15 protein-coding genes are annotated in these 18,863 nt (G+C 69.2%); 13 read left to right on the top strand and 2 right to left on the bottom strand.

Translation table 11 applies throughout. The features are described from left to right. Nucleotides 1-111 precede the first annotated feature (111 nt). Both AC1PQG_RS23165 and AC1PQG_RS23160 read left to right on the top strand, forming a co-directional pair. A complete protein-coding gene (locus tag AC1PQG_RS23165; protein ID WP_481120089.1) occupies nucleotides 112-1,572 on the top strand; it encodes a succinate-semialdehyde dehydrogenase in 1,461 nt (486 codons plus the stop codon). Nucleotides 1,573-1,682: 110 nt separating this feature from the next. Then, complete coding sequence (locus AC1PQG_RS23160) at nucleotides 1,683-2,129, top strand: bacteriohemerythrin (RefSeq protein WP_481120088.1); 447 nt, start codon at nucleotides 1,683-1,685, stop codon at nucleotides 2,127-2,129. A gap of 144 nt (nucleotides 2,130-2,273) precedes the next feature. Here AC1PQG_RS23160 and AC1PQG_RS23155 read toward each other — a convergent pair whose 3' ends face one another. Next, nucleotides 2,274-2,600 (bottom strand): hypothetical protein, encoded by a 327-nt coding sequence (locus AC1PQG_RS23155; RefSeq protein ID WP_481120087.1) that lies wholly within the window; start codon nucleotides 2,598-2,600, stop codon nucleotides 2,274-2,276. 265 nt (nucleotides 2,601-2,865) lie between these two features. On the opposite strand from AC1PQG_RS23155, the gene AC1PQG_RS23150 reads away from it, so the two are divergent. The 11 genes from AC1PQG_RS23150 to AC1PQG_RS23100 all read left to right on the top strand — a co-directional run bounded on the left by AC1PQG_RS23150 (nucleotide 2,866) and on the right by AC1PQG_RS23100 (nucleotide 15,868). Beyond that, nucleotides 2,866-6,003 carry a PAS domain-containing protein gene (locus tag AC1PQG_RS23150; protein ID WP_481123052.1) on the top strand — a complete coding sequence of 1,046 codons (3,138 nt, stop codon included), beginning with the start codon at nucleotides 2,866-2,868 and terminating at the stop codon, nucleotides 6,001-6,003. A gap of 75 nt (nucleotides 6,004-6,078) precedes the next feature. Next, on the top strand, nucleotides 6,079-7,476 hold the full coding sequence (locus AC1PQG_RS23145) for an aminotransferase-like domain-containing protein (protein ID WP_481120086.1): 1,398 nt from the start codon (nucleotides 6,079-6,081) through the stop codon (nucleotides 7,474-7,476). A gap of 430 nt (nucleotides 7,477-7,906) precedes the next feature. Beyond that, nucleotides 7,907-8,389 carry an MSMEG_0572/Sll0783 family nitrogen starvation response protein gene (locus tag AC1PQG_RS23140; protein ID WP_481120085.1) on the top strand — a complete coding sequence of 161 codons (483 nt, stop codon included), beginning with the start codon at nucleotides 7,907-7,909 and terminating at the stop codon, nucleotides 8,387-8,389. 22 nt (nucleotides 8,390-8,411) lie between these two features. Next, nucleotides 8,412-9,425 carry a Nit6803 family nitrilase gene (locus tag AC1PQG_RS23135; protein ID WP_481120084.1) on the top strand — a complete coding sequence of 338 codons (1,014 nt, stop codon included), beginning with the start codon at nucleotides 8,412-8,414 and terminating at the stop codon, nucleotides 9,423-9,425. Further along, nucleotides 9,385-10,494: an MSMEG_0568 family radical SAM protein gene (locus AC1PQG_RS23130; RefSeq protein ID WP_481120083.1), complete on the top strand. Its 1,110-nt coding sequence runs from the start codon at nucleotides 9,385-9,387 to the stop codon at nucleotides 10,492-10,494. The genes AC1PQG_RS23135 and AC1PQG_RS23130 overlap by 41 nt, the downstream gene beginning before the upstream one ends. After that, the gene (locus tag AC1PQG_RS23125) at nucleotides 10,491-11,042 is read left to right on the top strand and encodes an MSMEG_0567/Sll0786 family nitrogen starvation N-acetyltransferase (RefSeq protein WP_481120082.1); all 552 of its coding nucleotides are present in this window, start codon (nucleotides 10,491-10,493) and stop codon (nucleotides 11,040-11,042) included. Before AC1PQG_RS23130 ends, AC1PQG_RS23125 begins: the two co-directional genes overlap by 4 nt. Further along, nucleotides 11,042-12,034 carry a sll0787 family AIR synthase-like protein gene (locus AC1PQG_RS23120; RefSeq protein WP_481120081.1) on the top strand — a complete coding sequence of 331 codons (993 nt, stop codon included), beginning with the start codon at nucleotides 11,042-11,044 and terminating at the stop codon, nucleotides 12,032-12,034. Before AC1PQG_RS23125 ends, AC1PQG_RS23120 begins: the two co-directional genes overlap by 1 nt. Continuing rightward, on the top strand, nucleotides 12,031-13,272 hold the full coding sequence (locus tag AC1PQG_RS23115) for an MSMEG_0565 family glycosyltransferase (RefSeq protein ID WP_481120080.1): 1,242 nt from the start codon (nucleotides 12,031-12,033) through the stop codon (nucleotides 13,270-13,272). Before AC1PQG_RS23120 ends, AC1PQG_RS23115 begins: the two co-directional genes overlap by 4 nt. Further along, nucleotides 13,265-13,558 carry an MSMEG_0570 family nitrogen starvation response protein gene (locus tag AC1PQG_RS23110; protein WP_481120079.1) on the top strand — a complete coding sequence of 98 codons (294 nt, stop codon included), beginning with the start codon at nucleotides 13,265-13,267 and terminating at the stop codon, nucleotides 13,556-13,558. Before AC1PQG_RS23115 ends, AC1PQG_RS23110 begins: the two co-directional genes overlap by 8 nt. 67 nt (nucleotides 13,559-13,625) lie before the next feature. Continuing rightward, nucleotides 13,626-14,930: an MSMEG_0569 family flavin-dependent oxidoreductase gene (locus tag AC1PQG_RS23105; RefSeq protein WP_481120078.1), complete on the top strand. Its 1,305-nt coding sequence runs from the start codon at nucleotides 13,626-13,628 to the stop codon at nucleotides 14,928-14,930. Nucleotides 14,931-14,959: 29 nt separating this feature from the next. Then, nucleotides 14,960-15,868 carry a Pnap_2097 family protein gene (locus AC1PQG_RS23100; protein ID WP_481120077.1) on the top strand — a complete coding sequence of 303 codons (909 nt, stop codon included), beginning with the start codon at nucleotides 14,960-14,962 and terminating at the stop codon, nucleotides 15,866-15,868. A gap of 7 nt (nucleotides 15,869-15,875) precedes the next feature. Here the strand turns inward: AC1PQG_RS23100 and AC1PQG_RS23095 are convergent, their stop codons facing one another. Further along, nucleotides 15,876-18,842 (bottom strand): PAS domain-containing protein, encoded by a 2,967-nt coding sequence (locus tag AC1PQG_RS23095; RefSeq protein ID WP_481120076.1) that lies wholly within the window; start codon nucleotides 18,840-18,842, stop codon nucleotides 15,876-15,878. Between the last annotated feature and the right edge of the window lie 21 nt (nucleotides 18,843-18,863).

Genomic DNA, 18,863 nt, shown 5'->3' with positions numbered 1-18,863 from the left:
TTCTCGTTGGACAATCGACACCTATTTTAACGGGGTGACGTGCCCGGAAAGAGTGCGTGTATCACATTTGCTGCATGTGCTAATGCGCTTGCATCTCGCGAAAGGAAAATAATGAAACTCAAGGACATGTCCCTGCTGCGCCAGCAGGCTTTCATCGACGGAGCCTGGGCCGATGCGCTCGATGGGGCGACCCATGCGGTGGTGAATCCGGCCACCGGCGCCGAGATCGCCCGCGTCCCCGACATGGGGGCCGACGAGACCGAACAGGCCATCGATGCCGCGGCGCGGGCGCTGCCGGCCTGGCGTGCCCGCTCGGCCAAGGACCGGGCCGGACTGCTGCGCCGCTGGTACGAGCTGATCCTGGCCAACCAGGAAGACCTGGCCGTGTTGATGACCTGCGAACAGGGCAAACCGCTGGCCGAGGCGCGTGGCGAGGTAGCCTACGGCGCGTCCTTCGTCGAGTGGTTCGCCGAGGAGGGCAAGCGTGTGTATGGCGAGACGATCCCCGCGCCGACCCCGGACAAGCGCCTCATCGCCATCCGCCAGCCGGTTGGCGTCACTGCGGCAATCACGCCGTGGAATTTCCCGATCGCGATGATCACCCGTAAGGTCGCGCCGGCGCTGGCAGCGGGCTGCACCTCGGTGGTCAAGCCGGCCGAGGCGACGCCCCTGTGCGCGCTGGCGCTGGCCGAGCTGGCCCAGCGGGCCGGCATTCCGGCCGGGGTGCTGAACATTGTCACCACCGCGCGCCCGGCGGTGGTTGGCGGGGTGCTCACCGCCAGCCCGGTGGTGCGCAAGCTGTCCTTCACCGGCTCCACGCCGGTCGGCAAGCGCTTGATTGCCCAGTGCGCCGACACGGTCAAGCGGCTGTCGCTGGAACTCGGTGGCAACGCGCCTTTCATCGTCTTCGACGACGCCGACCTGGATGCCGCGGTGGCCGGCGCGATGGCCTCCAAGTACCGCAACGCCGGGCAGACCTGCGTGTGCGCCAACCGCATCCTGGTGCAGGACGGCATCTACGACGCCTTCGCGGCGCGCCTGGCCGAGGCGGCCGCCGCACTGCAGGTGGACGACGGCCTGGCCGCCGGTGCCCAGGTCGGCCCGCTGATCAACGCCGCAGCCCTCGCCAAGGTCGAAGGCCTGGTCGGCGACGCGCTGGCCAAGGGCGCGCAACTCGTCACCGGCGGCACGCGTCACCCACGCGGCGGCTGGTTCTACACGCCGACGGTGCTGGCCGGCATCACCGCCGACATGCGCATTGCCCGCGAGGAAATCTTCGGCCCGGTGGCGCCGCTGTTCCGCTTCAAGACCGACGAAGAGGCCATCGCGCTGGCCAACGATACGCCCTACGGCCTCGCGGCCTATTTCTACTCCCGCGACATCCACCGCGTGTGGCGCGTCGCCGAAGCGCTGGAATACGGCATGGTCGGTATCAACGAAGGGATGATCTCCAACGAGATGGCCCCTTTCGGCGGCGTCAAGGAGTCCGGTGTCGGCCGCGAGGGCTCCCGCCACGGCATCGACGAGTACCTGGAGATCAAGTACCTGTGCATGGGCGGCCAGCGGCCGTGAGCGGCGCCGGCCGCGGTGCCCGGTCGAGGCTTGCCCTGACTGGTCAAGGAACTGGCCGCTCTGGGATACTCAGGCCGTAAAGCACAACACAAGATCAAATGGAGACAGCAATGAGCGACCAAACGACGGGCCTGCCCTGGACGGACAATTACCTGCTCGGCTACACGCCGATGGATGACACCCACCGGGAGTTCGTGGACGTGGTGAACGCAATGCTCACCTGTACCGACGCCGAGCTGGCCAGCCGTGTGCGGGCCTTCATCGAGCATGCCGAGAAACATTTCGCCGACGAGAAGGCGTGGATGGAGGCGAGCGACTTTCCGGCTACCGACTGCCACGTGGATGACCACAACGCGGTGCTGGCCTCGGCACGCGAGGTCGAGCCGCTGGTCGCAGCCGGTAACCTGGAGATCGGCCGCGAGTTTGCGGCCGAGTTGGCGCGCTGGTTCCCCGGCCACGCCGATTACCTGGATTCCGCGCTGGCCCACTGGCTGGTCAAGAAGAGCGCCGGCGGCAAGCCGGTGGTGCTGCGGCGGAAGGTGACGCTGGGCGAGTGAGGCAGGTTCGGCGGGCGAACTGCCCGACCTGCGAATGTGGTGTCCATCACGTCCGTCGCCCCTGGCGTCGTGCTGGACATCACGTCGGACTGGCCTCGTATCGACGGGCCCTGTCGCCCTGAGTGCTGGACGATCTCCCCGGGGTCAGTCGTTGCTGTCGATCAGCGCGTTGCGGCGTTGGCGCAGACCTTCCGGCATGACCAGGGTTTCCCGGTCCCAGCCTTCCAGTTCCAGTACGCGTGCAAGGCAGTCTTCCATCAACTGGTGCGCCTGCAGCGCTGCGTCGGCGATCGTGTGATGGACCACCGGCGCCGTGTCGCTGTTCTCGAGGCATTTGCGCTGGTAGCGGATCAGGTCGCGCAGGCTGAAGAGTTCCGAGGCTACCTGTCCAGGGCAGGCACACATGTACAGCGTGGCCTCGTCGACGATCTTTTCGAGTTCGTCATCGCGAAATTGCTTTTGCAGGTCCATGGGCCGCGTGTCGATCTAAATTGATTGGAGGGACCGGCGTGTGGTGACACGGCGGTGCGTCGGATTTTCATCCTGGCGCAGGACACTGGCAAAAAAATGTCGCAGCCCGGTGGTTTGTGAAGTGTCGCATAGCGTTGGCCGAGCGTCTGGGAGAGTCTTCCTGCACATGAAAGTGCGGGCGTGGTTGCTTCCGCATTGTATTGGCTAAGCCCGTCCGTGGCGCAGGCGTGCGGAGGCGAAGGTGGGGGAGTGACGCAACGTGTCGATGCATCTGCGAGCCGGCGTCTGGACAGATGCGTTCTCGGCCCTGCCCTTGAAGATCAAGGCAGCGCTACTGTCGATGCTCGTCTTCACCGTCGGGATCGGGGCGCTGGCCTGGCATGTGGCCCGCGGCCTGCACGAGGACTTCGAAACCCTGACCGGCCATGAGCAGGCTACTGCCGCCAGTTTCCTGGCGCGCACGCTGGACGCCGAGTTGCGCTTCCGCCTCGATACGCTCAACGTGATGGCGGAGCACATCGCCGCGCTGCCGGAGCCGTCTCCCCGTGCCGTGCAGGATTATCTGCTGACCCAGCCGATGGCCAACCGCCTGTTCACCCGCGATGTGTATGTGATCCGGAGCGACGGGGAGCGCATCGCGGAGAGCCCGATGCGTGGCCATGTCGGAAGCCAGTATCGGGATACCGCGTATTTCGCCCACCTGATGGCGAGCCGCAAGCCGGTGATCCGCGTGTGGTTCGGGCGTTTCGCGCGCCAGCCGGTACTGCTGGTGGCGGTCCCGATCATCGATCGCCACGGGAATCTGCTGGGTGCGATGTGCGGGGCGGAACTGATCGAGAAGGGCAGCCATTTCCACCTTACCGAGGAGGTTCGCAACGGGCAGACCGGCGGCTTCCACGTGTATGCCCTGGAGCAACGCATCTTCGCCGCCAGTACGGACGCGAGCCGGGTTCTGCGCCCCTTGCCGGCCCCAGGCGTCAACCCGCTGCTCGATCGTCGCCTGCGGGGCTATATGGGGCCTGGGCGGACTGTGGACTCGAAGGGCGTGGACCTGATCAGCGCCGCGGCGCCGGTGATAGACGGGCAGTGGCTGGTGGTGTCCTACCTGCCGACCGCCGAAGCCTTTGCACCACTGCGGGCAGCGACCAGCCGCATCTATGGCGGTGCGGCACTGGCCGCGTTGCTGTCGGGCGCATTGATCTGGTTTGGCTTGCGCAGAGCCCTGCTTCCCCTTGAACGGGCGACGCAGCGGATCGGCGAGTCTGTTGCCGGTGACCTGCCGGCCGTGCGTCTGGACGAGGCAGGCAGCCGGGAGATCCGCCTGTTGCTGCACAACTTCAACGTGCTGCAGGCGCGGGTTGCCGAGCAACAGGACTTCATCGGCAAGGAGCGGGACCGTCTGGAGCGCGAGGTGTCGGTGCGCACTGCCGAACTGCGGGCCGTCAATGCGGCCTTGAATCAGCGCTCGGTGGAGGTGGAGGACCTCTACAACCGGGCGCCCTGCGGCTACCACTCGGTGGACCGCAACGGGGTCTTCCTGCGCATCAACGATACGGAACTGGAGTGGCTGGGTTACCAGCGCGAGGAGGTGGTCGGCAAGCTGCACCTGACCGACGTTCTTCCTCCCGAGCTGGCGCAACGTTTCGAGGCGTACTTCGCCCAGTTCCAGCGGGAGGGCTTCATACAGGATCTGGAATGGGAGCTGCGTGGCAAGGATGGCGGCACGATGGCGGTGCTCATCAATTCCACGGCGATCCGCGACGCGGCGGGGCATTTCGTGGCGTCGCGCACCACCGTTTTCGACAACCGCCAGCGCAAGGCGCTGGAACTGGCGCTGCGCAAGAGCGAGGCGCTGCTGCACGGCGTGCTCGACAACGTGCCGGCGCTGATCGCCTACTGGAACCGGGACTTGCACAACGAGTTCGCCAACAACGCCTTCGAGGCGATGTTTGGGCTGACGCCGCCGGAAGTGAAGGGGCTGCACCTGCGGCAGGTGATCGGCGCCGAAGCCTTCGAGATGACCCGCCCCCACTTGGCGGCGGTGTTGCGCGGCGAAGGGCGCGCCTTCGAGCGTCCGCTGGTCGATGTCCGCGGCGTGCGGCGATGGACGCAGGTGCAGTACATCCCCGACTACGACGAGGGCGTCGTACGTGGCTTCTTCGCGCTGGCCTCGGACATCACCGCGGCCAAGGAGAAGGAGAGCGAGATCGAGGCGCTGAACCAGGAACTGGCCCGCCGCGCCGACGAGGCGGAGAGTGCCACCCGCGCCAAGAGCGTATTTCTCGCCAACATGAGCCACGAGATCCGCACGCCGATGAACGCCATCATCGGACTCACCTACGCGCTGCGCCGCACCGGCATCGACGCGGCGCAGGCCGTCATGCTGGACAAGGTCCTCGGGGCCGCCGACCACCTGCTGGGGGTCATCAACGACATCCTGGACATCTCGAAGATCGAGGCCGACAAGCTGGTCCTCGAACGCGCCGACTTCGAGTTCGAGGCGATCCTGGCGCGCATCCGCTCGATGCTCGGTGAGCGCCTGCGGGAAAGGAACCTGGACCTGGTCTTCGACACCCCGGCCGGGCTGGGTTGGCTCAATGGCGACGCGGTGCGCCTGAGCCAGGCGCTGCTCAACTACCTGGGCAACGCGGTGAAGTTCACCGAGCGCGGCGGCATCACGCTGCGCGTGCGGGTCATGGAGGAGGGCAGCGAAGGGCTGCTGCTGCGCTTCGACGTGGTGGATACCGGCATCGGCATTCCCGCCGAGGCCCTGCCGCGCCTGTTCATGGCCTTTGAACAGGCCGACGATTCGACGACGCGCAAATACGGCGGCACCGGCCTGGGGCTGGCGATCACCCGCCGCCTGGCCCGCCTGATGGGGGGCGAGGCCGGTGCCAGCAGTACGCCGGGGGCTGGCAGCACCTTCTGGCTCACGGCCCGCTTCCGCCGCGCGAACGCGCCAGCAGCTTCCTCCATCGATACCGCGGCGGGGGAAAACCTGCCGGCGGAAGCCATCCTGCGCCGCGATCACCCCGGCGCCCGCATCCTGCTGGTGGAGGACGAGCCGCTGAACCAGGAGGTCGCCCGCTTCTTCCTCGACGAATGCGGCCTGCAGACGACCACAGTCGGCGATGGCGCGGAAGCGGTGGCGCGGGTTGCCGTCGAGGACTTCGCGCTGGTGCTGATGGACATGCAGATGCCGGTGATGGACGGCCTCGAAGCGACCCGCCGTATCCGCCTGCTGCCCGGCAAGGCTCGACTGCCGGTGCTGGCGATGACCGCCAATGCCTTCGCCGACGACCGCGCGGACTGCATCGCCGCCGGCATGAACGATTTTGTCGCCAAGCCGGTCGAGCCGGCGGTGTTCTACGCGGTATTGCTGCGCTGGCTGGCGGCGCGCTGAGCCCGCTCCGGCTGCGTCGTGACGGCGGTGGATTGAATGCATACAATCCACGCTCCGACGACCTGGATTGATCCCATGCCTTCCAACACGCCCGCGTGGCGGCCGATCGACCTCGATCCGCACAAACCCGCCTACATCGCCATCGCCGACGCCATTGCTGCGGACATCCGCGACGGCCGCCTGGCCCCGGACACCCGGCTGCCGCCCCAGCGCCAGCTGGCCCACGTGCTGGGCCTCAATTTCACGACCATCAGCCGTGCCTACGCCGAGGCCCAGCGCCGCGGCCTGCTCGATGCGCGGGTCGGGCAGGGCACCCGGGTGCGTCCGGAGGCCTGCCCGCGGGTCCGCCACGCCGCCGCCCGCGCGCAGCTGATCGACATGTCGATGAACCTGCCGCCGGAGCCCGACCAGCCCGCGCTGCTGGCCCGCATGGAGACCAGCCTGCGCGGGTTGTGCGGCGACATCAACTCCCTGCTGCGCTACCAGCCCTTCGGCGGCAGCCCCGAGGACCGGGAGGCCGCCGTGCATTGGCTGGCGCGGCGCGGCATCGCGACCAGCGTCGACAAGGTGCTGGTCTGCCCGGGCACCCACAGCGTGCTCAACGCGCTGCTGAGCACCCTGGTCGGCACCGGCGGCGGCCGCGTGTGCTGCGACAACATCACCTATCCGGGCATCCGCGCGCTGGCGGCGATCCACGGCGTCAGCCTGCTCGGCCTGCCGTCCGACGCGGACGGCATCCTGCCCGACGCCTTCGAGCGCTGCTGCCGCGACAACCAGCCGGCGGCCCTGTACATCAACCCGACGATCCACAACCCGACCACCACCACGATGTCCGCCGGGCGCCGCGAGGCGATTGCCGAAATCGCCGCGCGCCACCAGGTGCCGGTGATCGAGGACGACCCTTACGGCCTGCTGCCGGAAGCGCCGCCGCCGAGCTTCAAGACCCTGCTGCCGGAGCTCACCTACCACGTCTGTGGCCTGTCCAAGACTGTCGGCGCCGGCTTGCGGGTGGCCTACCTGGCGCTGCCGGACGCCCGCCAGCTGCCGCGGATCAGCGGCATCCTGCGCGCGGTGTCGGTGATGACGCCGCCGATCTCGACGGCCATCGCCACCGAATGGGTGCTCGACGGCACTGCCGAGCAACTGGTCCGCTTCATCCGCGAGGAATCGCGGGTGCGCCAGCAGCTGGCCGCGGCGGCCCTTGGCCCGGCCACCTTCCAGGCCTCGCCCGACGGTTTCCACCTGTGGCTGCCGCTGCCGGAAGGCTGGAGCCGGGTCAGCTTCGCGACCCACCTGCGCAACAGCGGCATCGGCGTGGTGACCAGCGACGCCTTCCTGGTCGGCGGCGCGGCGGTGGAGGCGGTCCGCATCTGCCTCGGCGGCGCCGCCAGCCGCGGCGACGTGCAGCACGCCATGGAGCTGGTCGGCGCGGCCCTGTCCCACCCGCCCGCGATCTACTCCTCCATCGTCTGAATCCCCTTGCCTGCCGCGGACGCGCCTGCGTCCCGGCGGGGCGGAGCATCCGCCGTCCGTCCCGACCCCTCTTCTCCACGCCGTCTCCGCCGACGCGCCCTGCAGGCCGCTGGACGCGGACAAAATCCACGCGATTGAAGATTGTATGCATTCAATGCATGCACGGCGTGGGTGCGCGTGGTGTCGCCAATGCACTGGTCAAGTGCGTTGATCTGCCAGCCTTTTCAGGCGTCCAGGCAGAACCCCGGAACCCCCTTCGAACCCAAGAAAATGATTCTTCGTACTTTTATTGTATGCATACAATAAAAGTAAATTGATGGCACGTCTGTTGCTGAATTGATGCTGCGCACCACCGGCGGCTGACATCGGCCCAGGCCTCCATGACACCCCGGCGGTGCGCATCTCAAATCCCAACCATGAGGAATCCGACATGCCCGCTGTGACCCTGCCCTCCCATACCGCCGGTGATTTCTTCGTCGACTACGAAGAGAAGGTCTTCGAGGACGTGAAGGCCGAACCCGGCCAGAAAGCCCTCGTCACCTTCCACACCGTCGCCTTCGAAGGCTCCATCGGTCTGGTGAACCTGCTGCAGGCCACCCGCCTGCTGCGCAAGGGCTTCGACACCACCATCCTGCTCTACGGCCCGGGCGTCACCCTCGGCCTGCAGCGCGGCTTCCCGCGCCTTGGCGACGAAGCCTTCCCGGGCCACCTGGCGATCAACAAGCAACTCGCCAAGTTCATCGAGGAGGGCGGCAAGGTCTATGCGTGCCGATTCGCGCTGCAGGCCCTGTACGGCCACGGCGAGCCCTCGCTGATCCCCGGCATCCGCCCGATCAGCCCGCTCGACGTGATGGACATCCAGCTCCTGCACAAGCGCGACGACGCCTTCGTCATCAACAGCTGGACGCTCTGAGCGCCACGCCGAGGAGACGAGCATGACGACCGAACGAATCGTCCGCGTGGCCGCGGTGCAGATGAGCCCGGACCTCACGTCCGCCACCGGCACGGTGGACAAGGTCTGCCGCGCCATCCTGGAAGCGGGGGAGAAGGGCGCCCGGATGGTGGTCTTTCCGGAAACCTTCGTGCCCTACTACCCGTACTTCTCCTTCGTCCAGCCGGCGGTGGCGATGGGGGCCGAGCACCTCAGGCTGTACGAGCGGGCCGTCACGGTGCCGGGTCCGGTGACCCGCGCCGTCGGCGAGGCAGCCCGGCGGGCGGGGGCGGTCGTCGTGCTCGGCGTCAATGAGCGGGACCACGGTTCCCTCTACAACACGCAGCTGGTCTTCGACGAAACCGGCAGCCTGATCCTCAAGCGCCGCAAGATCACCCCGACCTACCACGAGCGCATGGTGTGGGGGCAGGGCGACGGCAGCGGCCTCAAGGTGGTGGACACCGGCATCGGGCGCATCGGCGCGCTGGCCTGCTGGGAGCACTACAACCCGCTGGCCCGCTACACGCTGATGGCCCAGCACGAGGAGATCCACGCCAGCCAGTTCCCCGGCTCGATGGTCGGCAACGTCTTCGCCGAGCAGATCGCCGTGACGATCCGCCACCACGCGCTGGAGTCCGGCTGCTTCGTCGTCAATGCCACCGGCTGGCTGAGCGACGAGCAGGTCGCCGCGATCACCCCCGACCCGGCCATGCAGCGGGCCCTGCGCGGCGGCTGCCACACCGCCATCGTGACGCCCGAGGGCAACTACCTGGGCGAACCCCTGCGGGAAGGCGAAGGCATGCTGATCGCCGACCTGGACATGGCCCTCATCACCAAGCGCAAGCGAATGATGGACTCGGTCGGCCACTACGCCCGCCCCGAGCTGCTGTCCCTGCAGGCCGATCTGGCGCCCAAGGCGCCGCTGCAAGGCTTGCGTGACGCGCTTTCCCCCTTCCCCGAAACCGCAGGAGTCGATCATGTCCATGACAGCGCTGCGCCCGCAACAGCTGATCTCTGAGTTGCAGAGCCACGGCTTCCGGCTCGACGCCGCGGCCGGCGGCCTGCACAGCCGGCGCGGCGGCGCCGGCCCGTCGGACCACGCGGCCATCCTCATCGACGGCCAGCCGGTGATGGTGCCGCTCCACACCGGCCGGGCGCTGCACTCGCCCTTCGTGGCGTCCCGCCCGGACGCCGCCGGCGAAGCCACCCTCAGCCGCGACGGGCAGCGCGTGGCGCGCATCGCCTTCGCCCGCCCGCCACGCTTCTACCGTCTGCAGACGCTGGACGGCGTGCCTTACAGCCACATTGCCACGCTGCACAGCACCGACGTGCTGGCCACCACCGTGCTGCAGACCTGCACGCGCTACCAGAGCCGCGCCAAGGCCTGCCAGTTCTGCAGCATCGGGCAGTCCCTGGCGGCCGGCCGCACCATCGCACACAAGACGCCCGGGCAGCTGGCCGAGGTGGCCCGCGCGGCGGTGCTGCTCGACGGCGTGCGCCACATGGTGCTGACCACCGGCACGCCGCCGACCCCCGACCGCGGCGCCCGCGTGATGTGCGACAGCGCCACGGCGATCCGCGCCGCGGTGGATCTGCCGCTGCAGGCCCAGTTCGAGCCGCCCGACGACTTCGCGTGGTTCCGCCGCGTCCGCGAGGCCGGCGTGGACAGCCTCGGCATGCACCTCGAAGTGCTCACCCCGGCCCTGCGCCAGCGCCTGATGCCCGGCAAGGCGGCGATCCCGCCGGAGCGCTACGACGAGGCCTTCGCCGCGGCGGTCGAGGTCTTCGGCCGCGGCCAGGTGTCCACCTACATCCTGGCCGGCCTCGGCGACAGCCGCGAGACCATCCTGGCGGCCTGCGCGCGGTTGATCGATATCGGCGTGTATCCCTTCGTGGTGCCCTTCGTGCCGATCTCCGGCACGCCGCTGGAAGACCACCCGGCGCCCGACGCCGCATTCATGGACGCCGTGCTGGCCCCGCTGGCCGGGCTGCTGCAGGCCGGTGGCCTCAGCGGCACGGCGATGAAGGCGGGCTGCGGCAAATGCGGCGCCTGCTCGGCCCAGTCCCGCTACGAGGCCCGGCCATGAACGCCCCGCTGCCCGCCATCGCGGTGCGGCTGCGTCTGCCGCGCCACTACTGCGTCGAACATGCTGATGCGGCCGCCCGCGCCGAGGCGCTGGCCCTGCGCCGGGCGGTGTTCTGCGCGGAGCAGGGCCTGTTCGACGGCAGAGACGAGGACGCCATCGACACCGACGCATTGCTGCTGGTGGCCCGCCCGTGCGTGGATGGCGGCGGGCCGGCGCCGGTGGTCGGCACGGTGCGCATCCACCGCCTCGCGCCGGACGTCTGGCAGGGCTCCCGGCTGGCCGTCGCCGCCGAGTACCGGCGCGTCGGTGCCCTTGGCGGCGCGCTGATCCAGCTCGCCGTGCGCAGCGCCGCCACGCTCGGCTGCACGCGCTTCGTGGCCCAGGTGCAGGCCGCCAACGTGCCGCTGTTCCGCCGCCTGCACTGGCGCAGCACCGGCGAGATCGCGCTGCACGGCCGTCCCCACCACCTGATGGAAGCCGACCTGGCCCACTACCCGCCGTTTGCGGCCGGTGCGGCCATGCGGGTCGACGTGAAGCGGGGGGCGTGATGGAACTCCAGGCCCTCATCGACACCCTGCGCAGCCACGCGGGCATCGCCCACAAGCGCGACATCGACGGCGTGCTGGCGGCACTGGCCAGCCGCCATCTGCCGGAGGCCGGCGCCTGGCTCGGCGACGACTGTGCCGCGCTGCCCCGCGGCGACGGCCACCTGCTGTTCGCCATCGAAGGCTTCATCAACGCGTTCGTCGCCCACGATCCGTGGTTTGCCGGCTGGTGCGGGGTGATGGTCAACCTCAGCGACATCGCCGCGATGGGCGGCCGCCCGCTGGCGGTGGTGGACGCGCTGTGGAGCGACGGCCACCAGCAGGCCCAGGCGCTGATGCGCGGCCTGTCCGACGCGGCGGCGGCCTTTGGTGTGCCGCTGGTCGGCGGCCACAGCAACACCCGCTGCGACCGCGCCCAGCTGGCGGTGGCGGTGCTCGGCGAGGCGACGCGCCTGCTGACCAGCTTCGCCGCCCGCCCCGGCGACGCGCTGGTGATGGCAGCCGACCTGCGCGGCGCCTACCGGGAGCCCTTCGACAACTGGGACGCGGCCACCGCCGCCGACCCCGCTCGCCTGCGCAGCGACCTGGCCTTACTGCCGGAGATTGCCGAGGTCGGCCTTGCCCACGCCGCCAAGGACATCAGCCAGGCCGGTCTGCCCGGCACCGTGCTGATGCTGATGGAGTGCTCCGGGGTCGGCGCCCGCATGGACCTGGACGCCGTGCCGCGGCCGGCCGGCGTGGCGCTGGCGCGCTGGCTGCGCTCCTTCCCGAGCTTCGGCTACGTGCTGGCCTGCCGGCCGGCGCAGGCGGACGCCTTGTGCGCCCGCTTCCACGCCCGCGGCATTGCCGCCGCAGCCATCGGCACAGTGACTGACGGCAGCCGCTTGATGCTGGGTCAGGGCGGCGCCGAGGGTCTGTTCCGCGACCTGGCCGTTGAGCCCTTGATGGGCGTCGGTCCGCAACGCGGCGTCTCGTCACAAGGAGGCCGGTCATGAACCGCGACAACCGCCCACTGCGCATCGCGTTGCTGACCCATTCCACCAACCCGCGCGGCGGCGTCGTGCATTGCCTGGAGCTGGCCGACGCGCTGGTGGCCCTCGGCCACCGGGTCACGCTGCACGCGCCGGCGGCGCCCGGCACGCGCCTGTTCCGCAGCACCGCCGCGCAGCTGTGCTTGATCCCCGAGATGCCGGCCGGTGGCGATCTGCGCGAACGCGTCGAGCGGCGCATCGCGACCTTCACCGAATGGCTTTCCCAGCCCGGCCACGCCGACTTCGACGTCTTCCACGCCCACGACGGCATCGGTGCCAACGCGCTGTACGAGCTGCAGGCACGCGGCGTGCTGCCGGGCTACGTGCGCACCGTCCATCACCTGGAGGACAGCTTTGGCGATGCGCGTCTGGATGCCCTCGAGCGCCGCTCCATCGCCGGCGCAGCGCGCCTGCTGTGCGTCAGCCCGAGCTGGGCGGCGCGGCTGGCGGAGCGCTGCGGGCGTGCCGCGGAGGTGGTCGGCAACGGCGTCAACCTGCGCCGCTTCGGCCCCGCCGCCGGGGCCCGCGACCGCCAGCTGCGGCAGCGCCTGGGCCTCGGCGCCGGGCCGGTCTTCCTGGCCGTCGGCGGCATCGAGGCGCGCAAGAACACCGTCGCTACGCTGCGTGCCTTCGCCCGCCTGCGGGCCACCCTCGGCAATGCCCGGCTGGTGGTGGCCGGCGGCGCCAGCCTGCTCGATCACGGTGCCTGCCGGCGCGACTTCGACGCCGTGCTGGCGTGGGAAGGGCTCGCCGCGGCGGCGCTGCCGGACGACGGCGGGCCGCTGCCGCCGGAGGCGCCGGTGATCCTCGCCGGCGTCCTGGCCGATGCCGACATGGCGCCGCTGTACCGGCTCGCCGATGCGCTGGTCTTCCCGTCCCGTGTCGAGGGTTTTGGCCTGGCCATCGTCGAGGCGATGGCCTGCGGCACGCCGGTGGTGGTGTCGCAGATCGCGCCCTTCACCGATTTCCTCGCCGACGGGGACTGCCTGTGGGCCGATCCCGACGACCCGGACTCCATCGCCAACGCCATGTGCCGGGCGCTGATGCCCGGCACCCGCGAGCGCATCGTCGCCCGCGGCTTCCAGGTGGCCGCCCGCCACGACTGGCCGACCTGCGCCCGCGCCCACCTGCCGGCCTACCGGGCCGTGGCGGACCTGCCGCTTCCTGTCTCCCAACCTGCCAAGGAGCTCAACCATGCCTGAAATGTATTTCCACGTCCGCTGGCCCGACGGCCGCGAGGAGCGCTGCTATTCGCCGTCCCTGGTGATCGGCGATTTCCTGCAGCCCGGCCGCAGCTACCCGGTGGCCGACTTCGTACAGCGCTGCGAGCAGGCCCTCGGCGAGGCCAGCGCGCGGGTCCAGCAGAAGTACGGCTACTTCTGCTCCAGCGCCATGGACCAGCTCGGCCGCATCCGCGACGCCGCCCGCCCCTTCGAGGGGAGCGACGGCACGGTGCAGGTCGAGTCCTTCCAGCCCGGCGCGCGCTGAGCCGCCGCCCGTTCCCGCCGTCTTTGCCCATCCATTCCCGCGTCCATCCTCTTTTCAAGGAGCCGTCATGAACACCCTGTTTCCCCAATCCACCCAGCTGCTGGCGCGCCGCGACTACCCCGTGGTGATCGTCGGCGGCGGCCAGGCCGGCCTGTCCACCAGCCACTTCCTGCAGCAGCACGGCATCGCCCACATCGTCTTCGAGAAGAACCGGGTCGCCCATTCCTGGCGCAACGACCGCTGGGACACCTTCTGCCTGGTCACGCCGAACTGGCAGTGCCGCCTGCCGGACTTCCCCTATCAAGGCGACCATCCCCAGGGCTTCATGCTGAAGGACCAGATCGTCGACTACGTGGAGGCCTTCGCCCGCAAGATCGCGCCGCCCATCGTCGAGGGCGTGGCGGTCAATCACGTGCTGCGCGGCAAGTCCGGCCGGCTGGAGGTGAGCACCAGCGCTGGCCACTTCACTACCGACCACATCGTGGTGGCCACCGGCGGCTACGACATCCCCATCGTGCCGGCCTACGCGGCCAGCCTGCCGGCCCACATCCACCAGGTGCACTCGGTGGACTACCGCAACCCGGAATCCCTGCCGGCCGGCGAGGTGCTGGTGGTGGGTTCCGGCCAGTCCGGCGTGCAGATCATGGAAGACCTGCACCTGGCCGGCCGCAAGGTGCACCTCTGCGTCGGCCCGGCGCCGCGCTCGCCGCGCGTCTATCGCGGCCGCGAGGCGACCGAGTGGCTGATGGACATGGGCTACTACGAGCTGACCGTCGATCGCCATCCCCTCGGCGAGAAGGCCCGCGAGAAGACCAACCACTACATGACCGGGCGCGACGGCGGCCACGAGATCGACCTGCGCAAGTTCGCGCGGGACGGGGTCAGGCTCTACGGCAGCCTGGCCAACATCCAGGGCGCCACGCTGGAGTTCCTGCCCGACCTGACGGCCAACCTGGACGACGCCGACGAGGTGTACGTCAGCATCCGTAACGATATCGACAAGTACATCGCCGCCCATGGTATCGACGCGCCGGAAGAGCCGGCCTTCACCAAGGTCTGGGCGCCGGAGGCCGACCCGCTGAGCGTGGACTGCGCGGCGGCCGGCATCACCACCATCGTGTGGGCCATCGGCTTCCGCCCGGACTACCGCTGGATCGAGCTGCCGGCCTTCGACGGGCGCGGCCATCCCAAGTACCAGCGCGGCGTGTCGCCGGTGCCGGGCCTGTACTTTCTGGGCCTGCCGTGGCTGCACACCTGGGGTTCCGGGCGTTTCCTGGGCATCGCCGACGACGCCCGCCACCTGGCCGGCGTGATCGCCGGGCGCGTTGCGCAAGGGGCCGAGGCCGAGCCGCCCCACGCGGCCGTGGCCTGAGGCGCGACAGCCGAGAAAGGAGGCTTCCGATGCTCGAACTCGTCCTGTCCGAAGCGTTCCGCCCGAGCGCCCCGGCCCTGCACGGCCGGCAGCGGGTCGGCATGCCGCAGCTGGCCTTGAACGGCCTGTCGGAGAGCTGGCTGCTCGCCGACTGTGGCGACCGTCACTGGCAGCTGCTGGCGGCCGCCGCCGGCATGCCGGTGTCCCGCCTGCGTGACGGAGGCGGGCGGCGCGTCTATCCGGCCTTCCGGGCGGTGCGTCTGCGCCACGGCCGGCTCGGCAGCGTGGCGGAGGACGACGAGCTGGAGGTCGCAAGCCAGCTCGGGCGCGTCAGCCGCACGCAGTTCTACAGCAAGCACGTAGTGTCGGCCGGCGCCGGCCTGTGCGCGGTGGTGGAGATGCAGTCGGTGTTCGTCGCGCGGGAGACGGCCGGGCTCAATACCTCGGCCGTGCGCAGTCCGGTGGCGGGGCTGGAGCACGTGCCGGCGCTCGACGAGGGACTGCGCTTCGCCGAGCTCAACCGGCGTGTGGCTCAGGCGCCCCAGGAGCGGGAGCCGGGCCGTGCGGCGCGCGGCGGGCACAGTTATGCGCCGCTGTCGGTGCGGCCCTGTCCGTCGCTGTATTTCAACGGGGCGGGCTTCCTGTATTTCGCGCGCTTCCACGAGCTGGTCGATCAGGCCGAATGGAGCTGGTTCGGCCCCCGTGCGGCAGCCTGCGTGACGACCGAGCGGCATCTGCTGTACCACGGCAACGCCGACGTGGGCAGCGCGCTGTCGGTGCAGCTGTGTGCCGTGGAGCAGGGCGAGGCGGGGCTGCATCACCACTGCCAGTTGCTGGCCTCGGCGGACAAGCGCCCGCTCGCCGACGTGTTCACCCGGCGCAGCCAGCGCCTGGAGCAGGGGGATTTTCTCGAAACCCTGTTCGAGCCGCGGGGCTGACGCGGTGTCAGCTCTGTGTGACCGGCTTCTCCAGCCACCTGAGGAGGATGGCGTACAGGGCGTCGGGCTCGAAGGGCTTGGCGATGAAGTCGTTCATGCCGGCGGCCAGGCAGTGTTCCCGGTCTTCGGCGAAGGCGTTGGCGGTCATCGCCAGGATCGGCACTTCGGCGCGCTGACCGGGCAGGCGGCGGATCTCCCGCGTAGCCTGCAGGCCGTCCATCACCGGCATCTGGATATCCATCAGGATCAGAGCGTAGTCCTGTTCGCCGGCCAGGCGCAGGGCTTCGGCGCCGTCCTCGGCCAGGTCGCAGCGGAGGCCGGCGTCGCCGAGCAGCAGCAGGGCGACCTCCTGGTTCACCGGGTTGTCCTCGACGAGCAGTACGTGCGCGCCCGCATGGTTCCGGCTCAACCTGGCTTCCAGGCGCCCGTCGGACGGATCCGCCGCCACAGGGTGCGTGTCGCCGGGCTTGCCGAAGCGTCCGCTCATCCAGAAGGTGCTGCCGGTGCCTGCTTCGCTGCGTACGCCGACTTCGCCGCCCATCAGTTGGGCGATATGGCGGGTGATCGCCAGGCCCAGGCCGGTGCCGCCATATTTGCGGGTGGTGGAGTTGTCGGCTTGCTCGAAGGCCTCGAAGAGGTTGGCCTGCTGTTCCGCCGACATGCCGATGCCGGTGTCGCTGACCTCGAAGCGCAGCAGATAGCCGTCGGCGTCTTCTGCTAGTAGATGGCCACACAGGCTGATTGTGCCGTGCTCGGTGAATTTCAGCGCGTTGCCGATGTAATTGACCAGCGCCTGGGACAGGCGCGTCGGGTCGCCGTGTAGCACCTCCGGCAGGCCCGTGAAGTCGGTGTGGAGCTGCAGGCCCTTGGCCGCCACCGCGTCGCCGGTGACGGCCAGCGTGGCGTCGAGCATGTCGTGCAGCCGGAAGTCCCGCTCGTCGAGGGCCAGCTTGCCGGCCTCGATCTTCGACAGGTCGAGGATGTCGTTGATGATCTGCAGCAGGTGCCTGCCGGAAGCGGCGATCTTGTCGAGCTGTTCGGCCTGGCGTTTGTTGACGTGGCTGCGCCGGACCAGGTGGGCCATGCCGATGATGCCGCTCAGCGGGGTGCGGATCTCGTGGCTCATGTTGGCCAGGAAGGCACTCTTGGCGACGTTGGCGCCCTCCGCTGCGGTCTTGGCCTCGGCCAGTTCCAGCGTGCGGAGGGTGACCAGTTCTTCCAGGTGGTGGCGGTAGCGGTCGAGTTCCTCCAGGTTGCGCTGCCTCTCGGTGATGTCTTCCTGCACCGCTACGTAATGGCTGATGCGACCGTCGGCCTGACGGATCGGTGTGATGATGGACAGGGCGGTGTAGCTGCTGCCGTCCTTGCGCCGGTTGAACAGCTCGCCCTTCCAGGTTTCGCCATGCTGGAGCGCGCGCCACAGGGACTGGAAGGTCGCTGGCGGCGTGCGGCCGGACTGCAGGAAGCGTGGGTTGTGTTGCAGCACTTCGTCGCGGCTGTAGCCTGTGTTGCGCAGGAAGGCTTCGTTGGCGTACTCGATGCGGGCGTCGAGGCCGGTGATGAAGATGTTGCCGGGGCTCTGCTCGACGGCCTGGGCCAGCTTGCGCAGCTGCTCCTCGACCTTCTTGCTCTCCGTGATGTCCAGCGAGATGCGGCATACGAAGCGGGCCGCGCCCGATGCGTCGAGGATGGGGAACATGTGCGACATGAAGGTGTGCGGCTGGCCGTCCACCAGCATGTTCTCCTCGATCGCATGGGGCTGCAGGGTTTTCAGCACGCAGGCGTCATTGGCGCGGAAGGTCTCGGCGGTGTCCACGGGGTAGAGATCGAAATCGGTCTTGCCGACGATCTGGTCTTCGCGGCGTGTGTGGATGGCCTGGAAATTGGGGTTGGCCAGCGCGTAGCGGCCGTCCGGTGTCTTGAGGGTGAGGGCCGAGGGGTTGTGGCGGACGATCGCACCGAACTTGAAGTCCCGTTCCATCAGCGCCGCTTCGGCCTGGTAGCGTTCGGTGATGTCGCGGGACAGGATGAGGACGCGCGCGTCGGGGCCCGTGTTGCTGCCCTTGCGGGCGACCGACAGCTCGAACCATTTGCACTTGCTGTCACGCCCGAGGCGGAGCACCTGGCCGTAGGAATGGCCCCTGGCGATGGCTTCGCGGATCGCTGCGAGCACGCCCGTGGCGGCGTCGGCGGGCAACACGTCGGTGACCTTGCGCCCGAGCAGGCGGGTTTTCTGGTCGGCCAACTGGGCCGGGTTCTGGGCCCAGATGCCCCGGTAGACGCCCTCGGCGTCCATGTCGAAGAGCAGGTCGGGAATGGCCTGCAGCGTGGCGGTCAACTCGGCATTCAGCTGGCGGATCGTGTCGGCGGTGTGCTGGTGCTCGGTGATGTCTCGGGAAATGCCGAAGACGCCGATCACACGGCCATCGGGGCCGCGGAGGGGGCCCTTGGTGACATGCAGGACGCACATGCCCCGCGGGGTGGCGACGTTTTCCTCGTAGGTCCGGGTGTCGCCGGTGGCGATGATCTGGCGGTCGATGGCGATCAGGCGTTCGGCCTGCTCGGGCGGAAAGAAGGCATGGTCGCCCTGGCCGTGTACGCTGGCGGCGGGATGTCCGAGGATCTGGCTGGCGGCCCGGTTGATCAGCATGTAGCGGCCTTCCAGGTCTTTTGCGAAGATCGCGTCCTGGGAGCTTTCGGCAATCGCTTCCAGCAGCTGCAGCGTCTGCTGGCGCTCGCTGCGGGCGTGGGAGGTGCGCTGCCAGGCGTGCTGCATCAGCGTGTACAGCAGTACGGCGGTGACGGCGACGAAGATCCAGCCCTTCGCGATGCTGGCGAAGGTTCTCTGCGCGGGGTCGGTGAGCAGGGCTTCCAGCGCCTTGTCGGACAGCAGGATCCACGCGGAGGCGAACAGGACGTAGATCGCGACGACTCTCAGGATGTGCGGGCGTTCTTCGGGTGGGCGGCCTGTCATGGAAATCTCGGCAGCAAACGG

It is taken from the genome of Zoogloea sp. GDB6, assembly GCF_056724105.1.
This window is presented reverse-complemented; position numbering and strand designations above follow the sequence as displayed.

Coding starts and splice junctions, on each gene's coding strand:
- AC1PQG_RS23165 (WP_481120089.1), top strand. CDS start 112: ATGAAACTCAAGGACATGTCCCTGCTGCGCCAGCAGGCTTTCATCGAC.
- AC1PQG_RS23095 (WP_481120076.1), bottom strand. CDS start 18,842: ATGACAGGCCGCCCACCCGAAGAACGCCCGCACATCCTGAGAGTCGTC.
- AC1PQG_RS23130 (WP_481120083.1), top strand. CDS start 9,385: ATGTCCATGACAGCGCTGCGCCCGCAACAGCTGATCTCTGAGTTGCAG.
- AC1PQG_RS23120 (WP_481120081.1), top strand. CDS start 11,042: ATGGAACTCCAGGCCCTCATCGACACCCTGCGCAGCCACGCGGGCATC.
- AC1PQG_RS23155 (WP_481120087.1), bottom strand. CDS start 2,600: ATGGACCTGCAAAAGCAATTTCGCGATGACGAACTCGAAAAGATCGTC.
- AC1PQG_RS23150 (WP_481123052.1), top strand. CDS start 2,866: ATGCATCTGCGAGCCGGCGTCTGGACAGATGCGTTCTCGGCCCTGCCC.
- AC1PQG_RS23100 (WP_481120077.1), top strand. CDS start 14,960: ATGCTCGAACTCGTCCTGTCCGAAGCGTTCCGCCCGAGCGCCCCGGCC.
- AC1PQG_RS23115 (WP_481120080.1), top strand. CDS start 12,031: ATGAACCGCGACAACCGCCCACTGCGCATCGCGTTGCTGACCCATTCC.
- AC1PQG_RS23135 (WP_481120084.1), top strand. CDS start 8,412: ATGACGACCGAACGAATCGTCCGCGTGGCCGCGGTGCAGATGAGCCCG.
- AC1PQG_RS23110 (WP_481120079.1), top strand. CDS start 13,265: ATGCCTGAAATGTATTTCCACGTCCGCTGGCCCGACGGCCGCGAGGAG.
- AC1PQG_RS23140 (WP_481120085.1), top strand. CDS start 7,907: ATGCCCGCTGTGACCCTGCCCTCCCATACCGCCGGTGATTTCTTCGTC.
- AC1PQG_RS23145 (WP_481120086.1), top strand. CDS start 6,079: ATGCCTTCCAACACGCCCGCGTGGCGGCCGATCGACCTCGATCCGCAC.
- AC1PQG_RS23125 (WP_481120082.1), top strand. CDS start 10,491: ATGAACGCCCCGCTGCCCGCCATCGCGGTGCGGCTGCGTCTGCCGCGC.
- AC1PQG_RS23105 (WP_481120078.1), top strand. CDS start 13,626: ATGAACACCCTGTTTCCCCAATCCACCCAGCTGCTGGCGCGCCGCGAC.
- AC1PQG_RS23160 (WP_481120088.1), top strand. CDS start 1,683: ATGAGCGACCAAACGACGGGCCTGCCCTGGACGGACAATTACCTGCTC.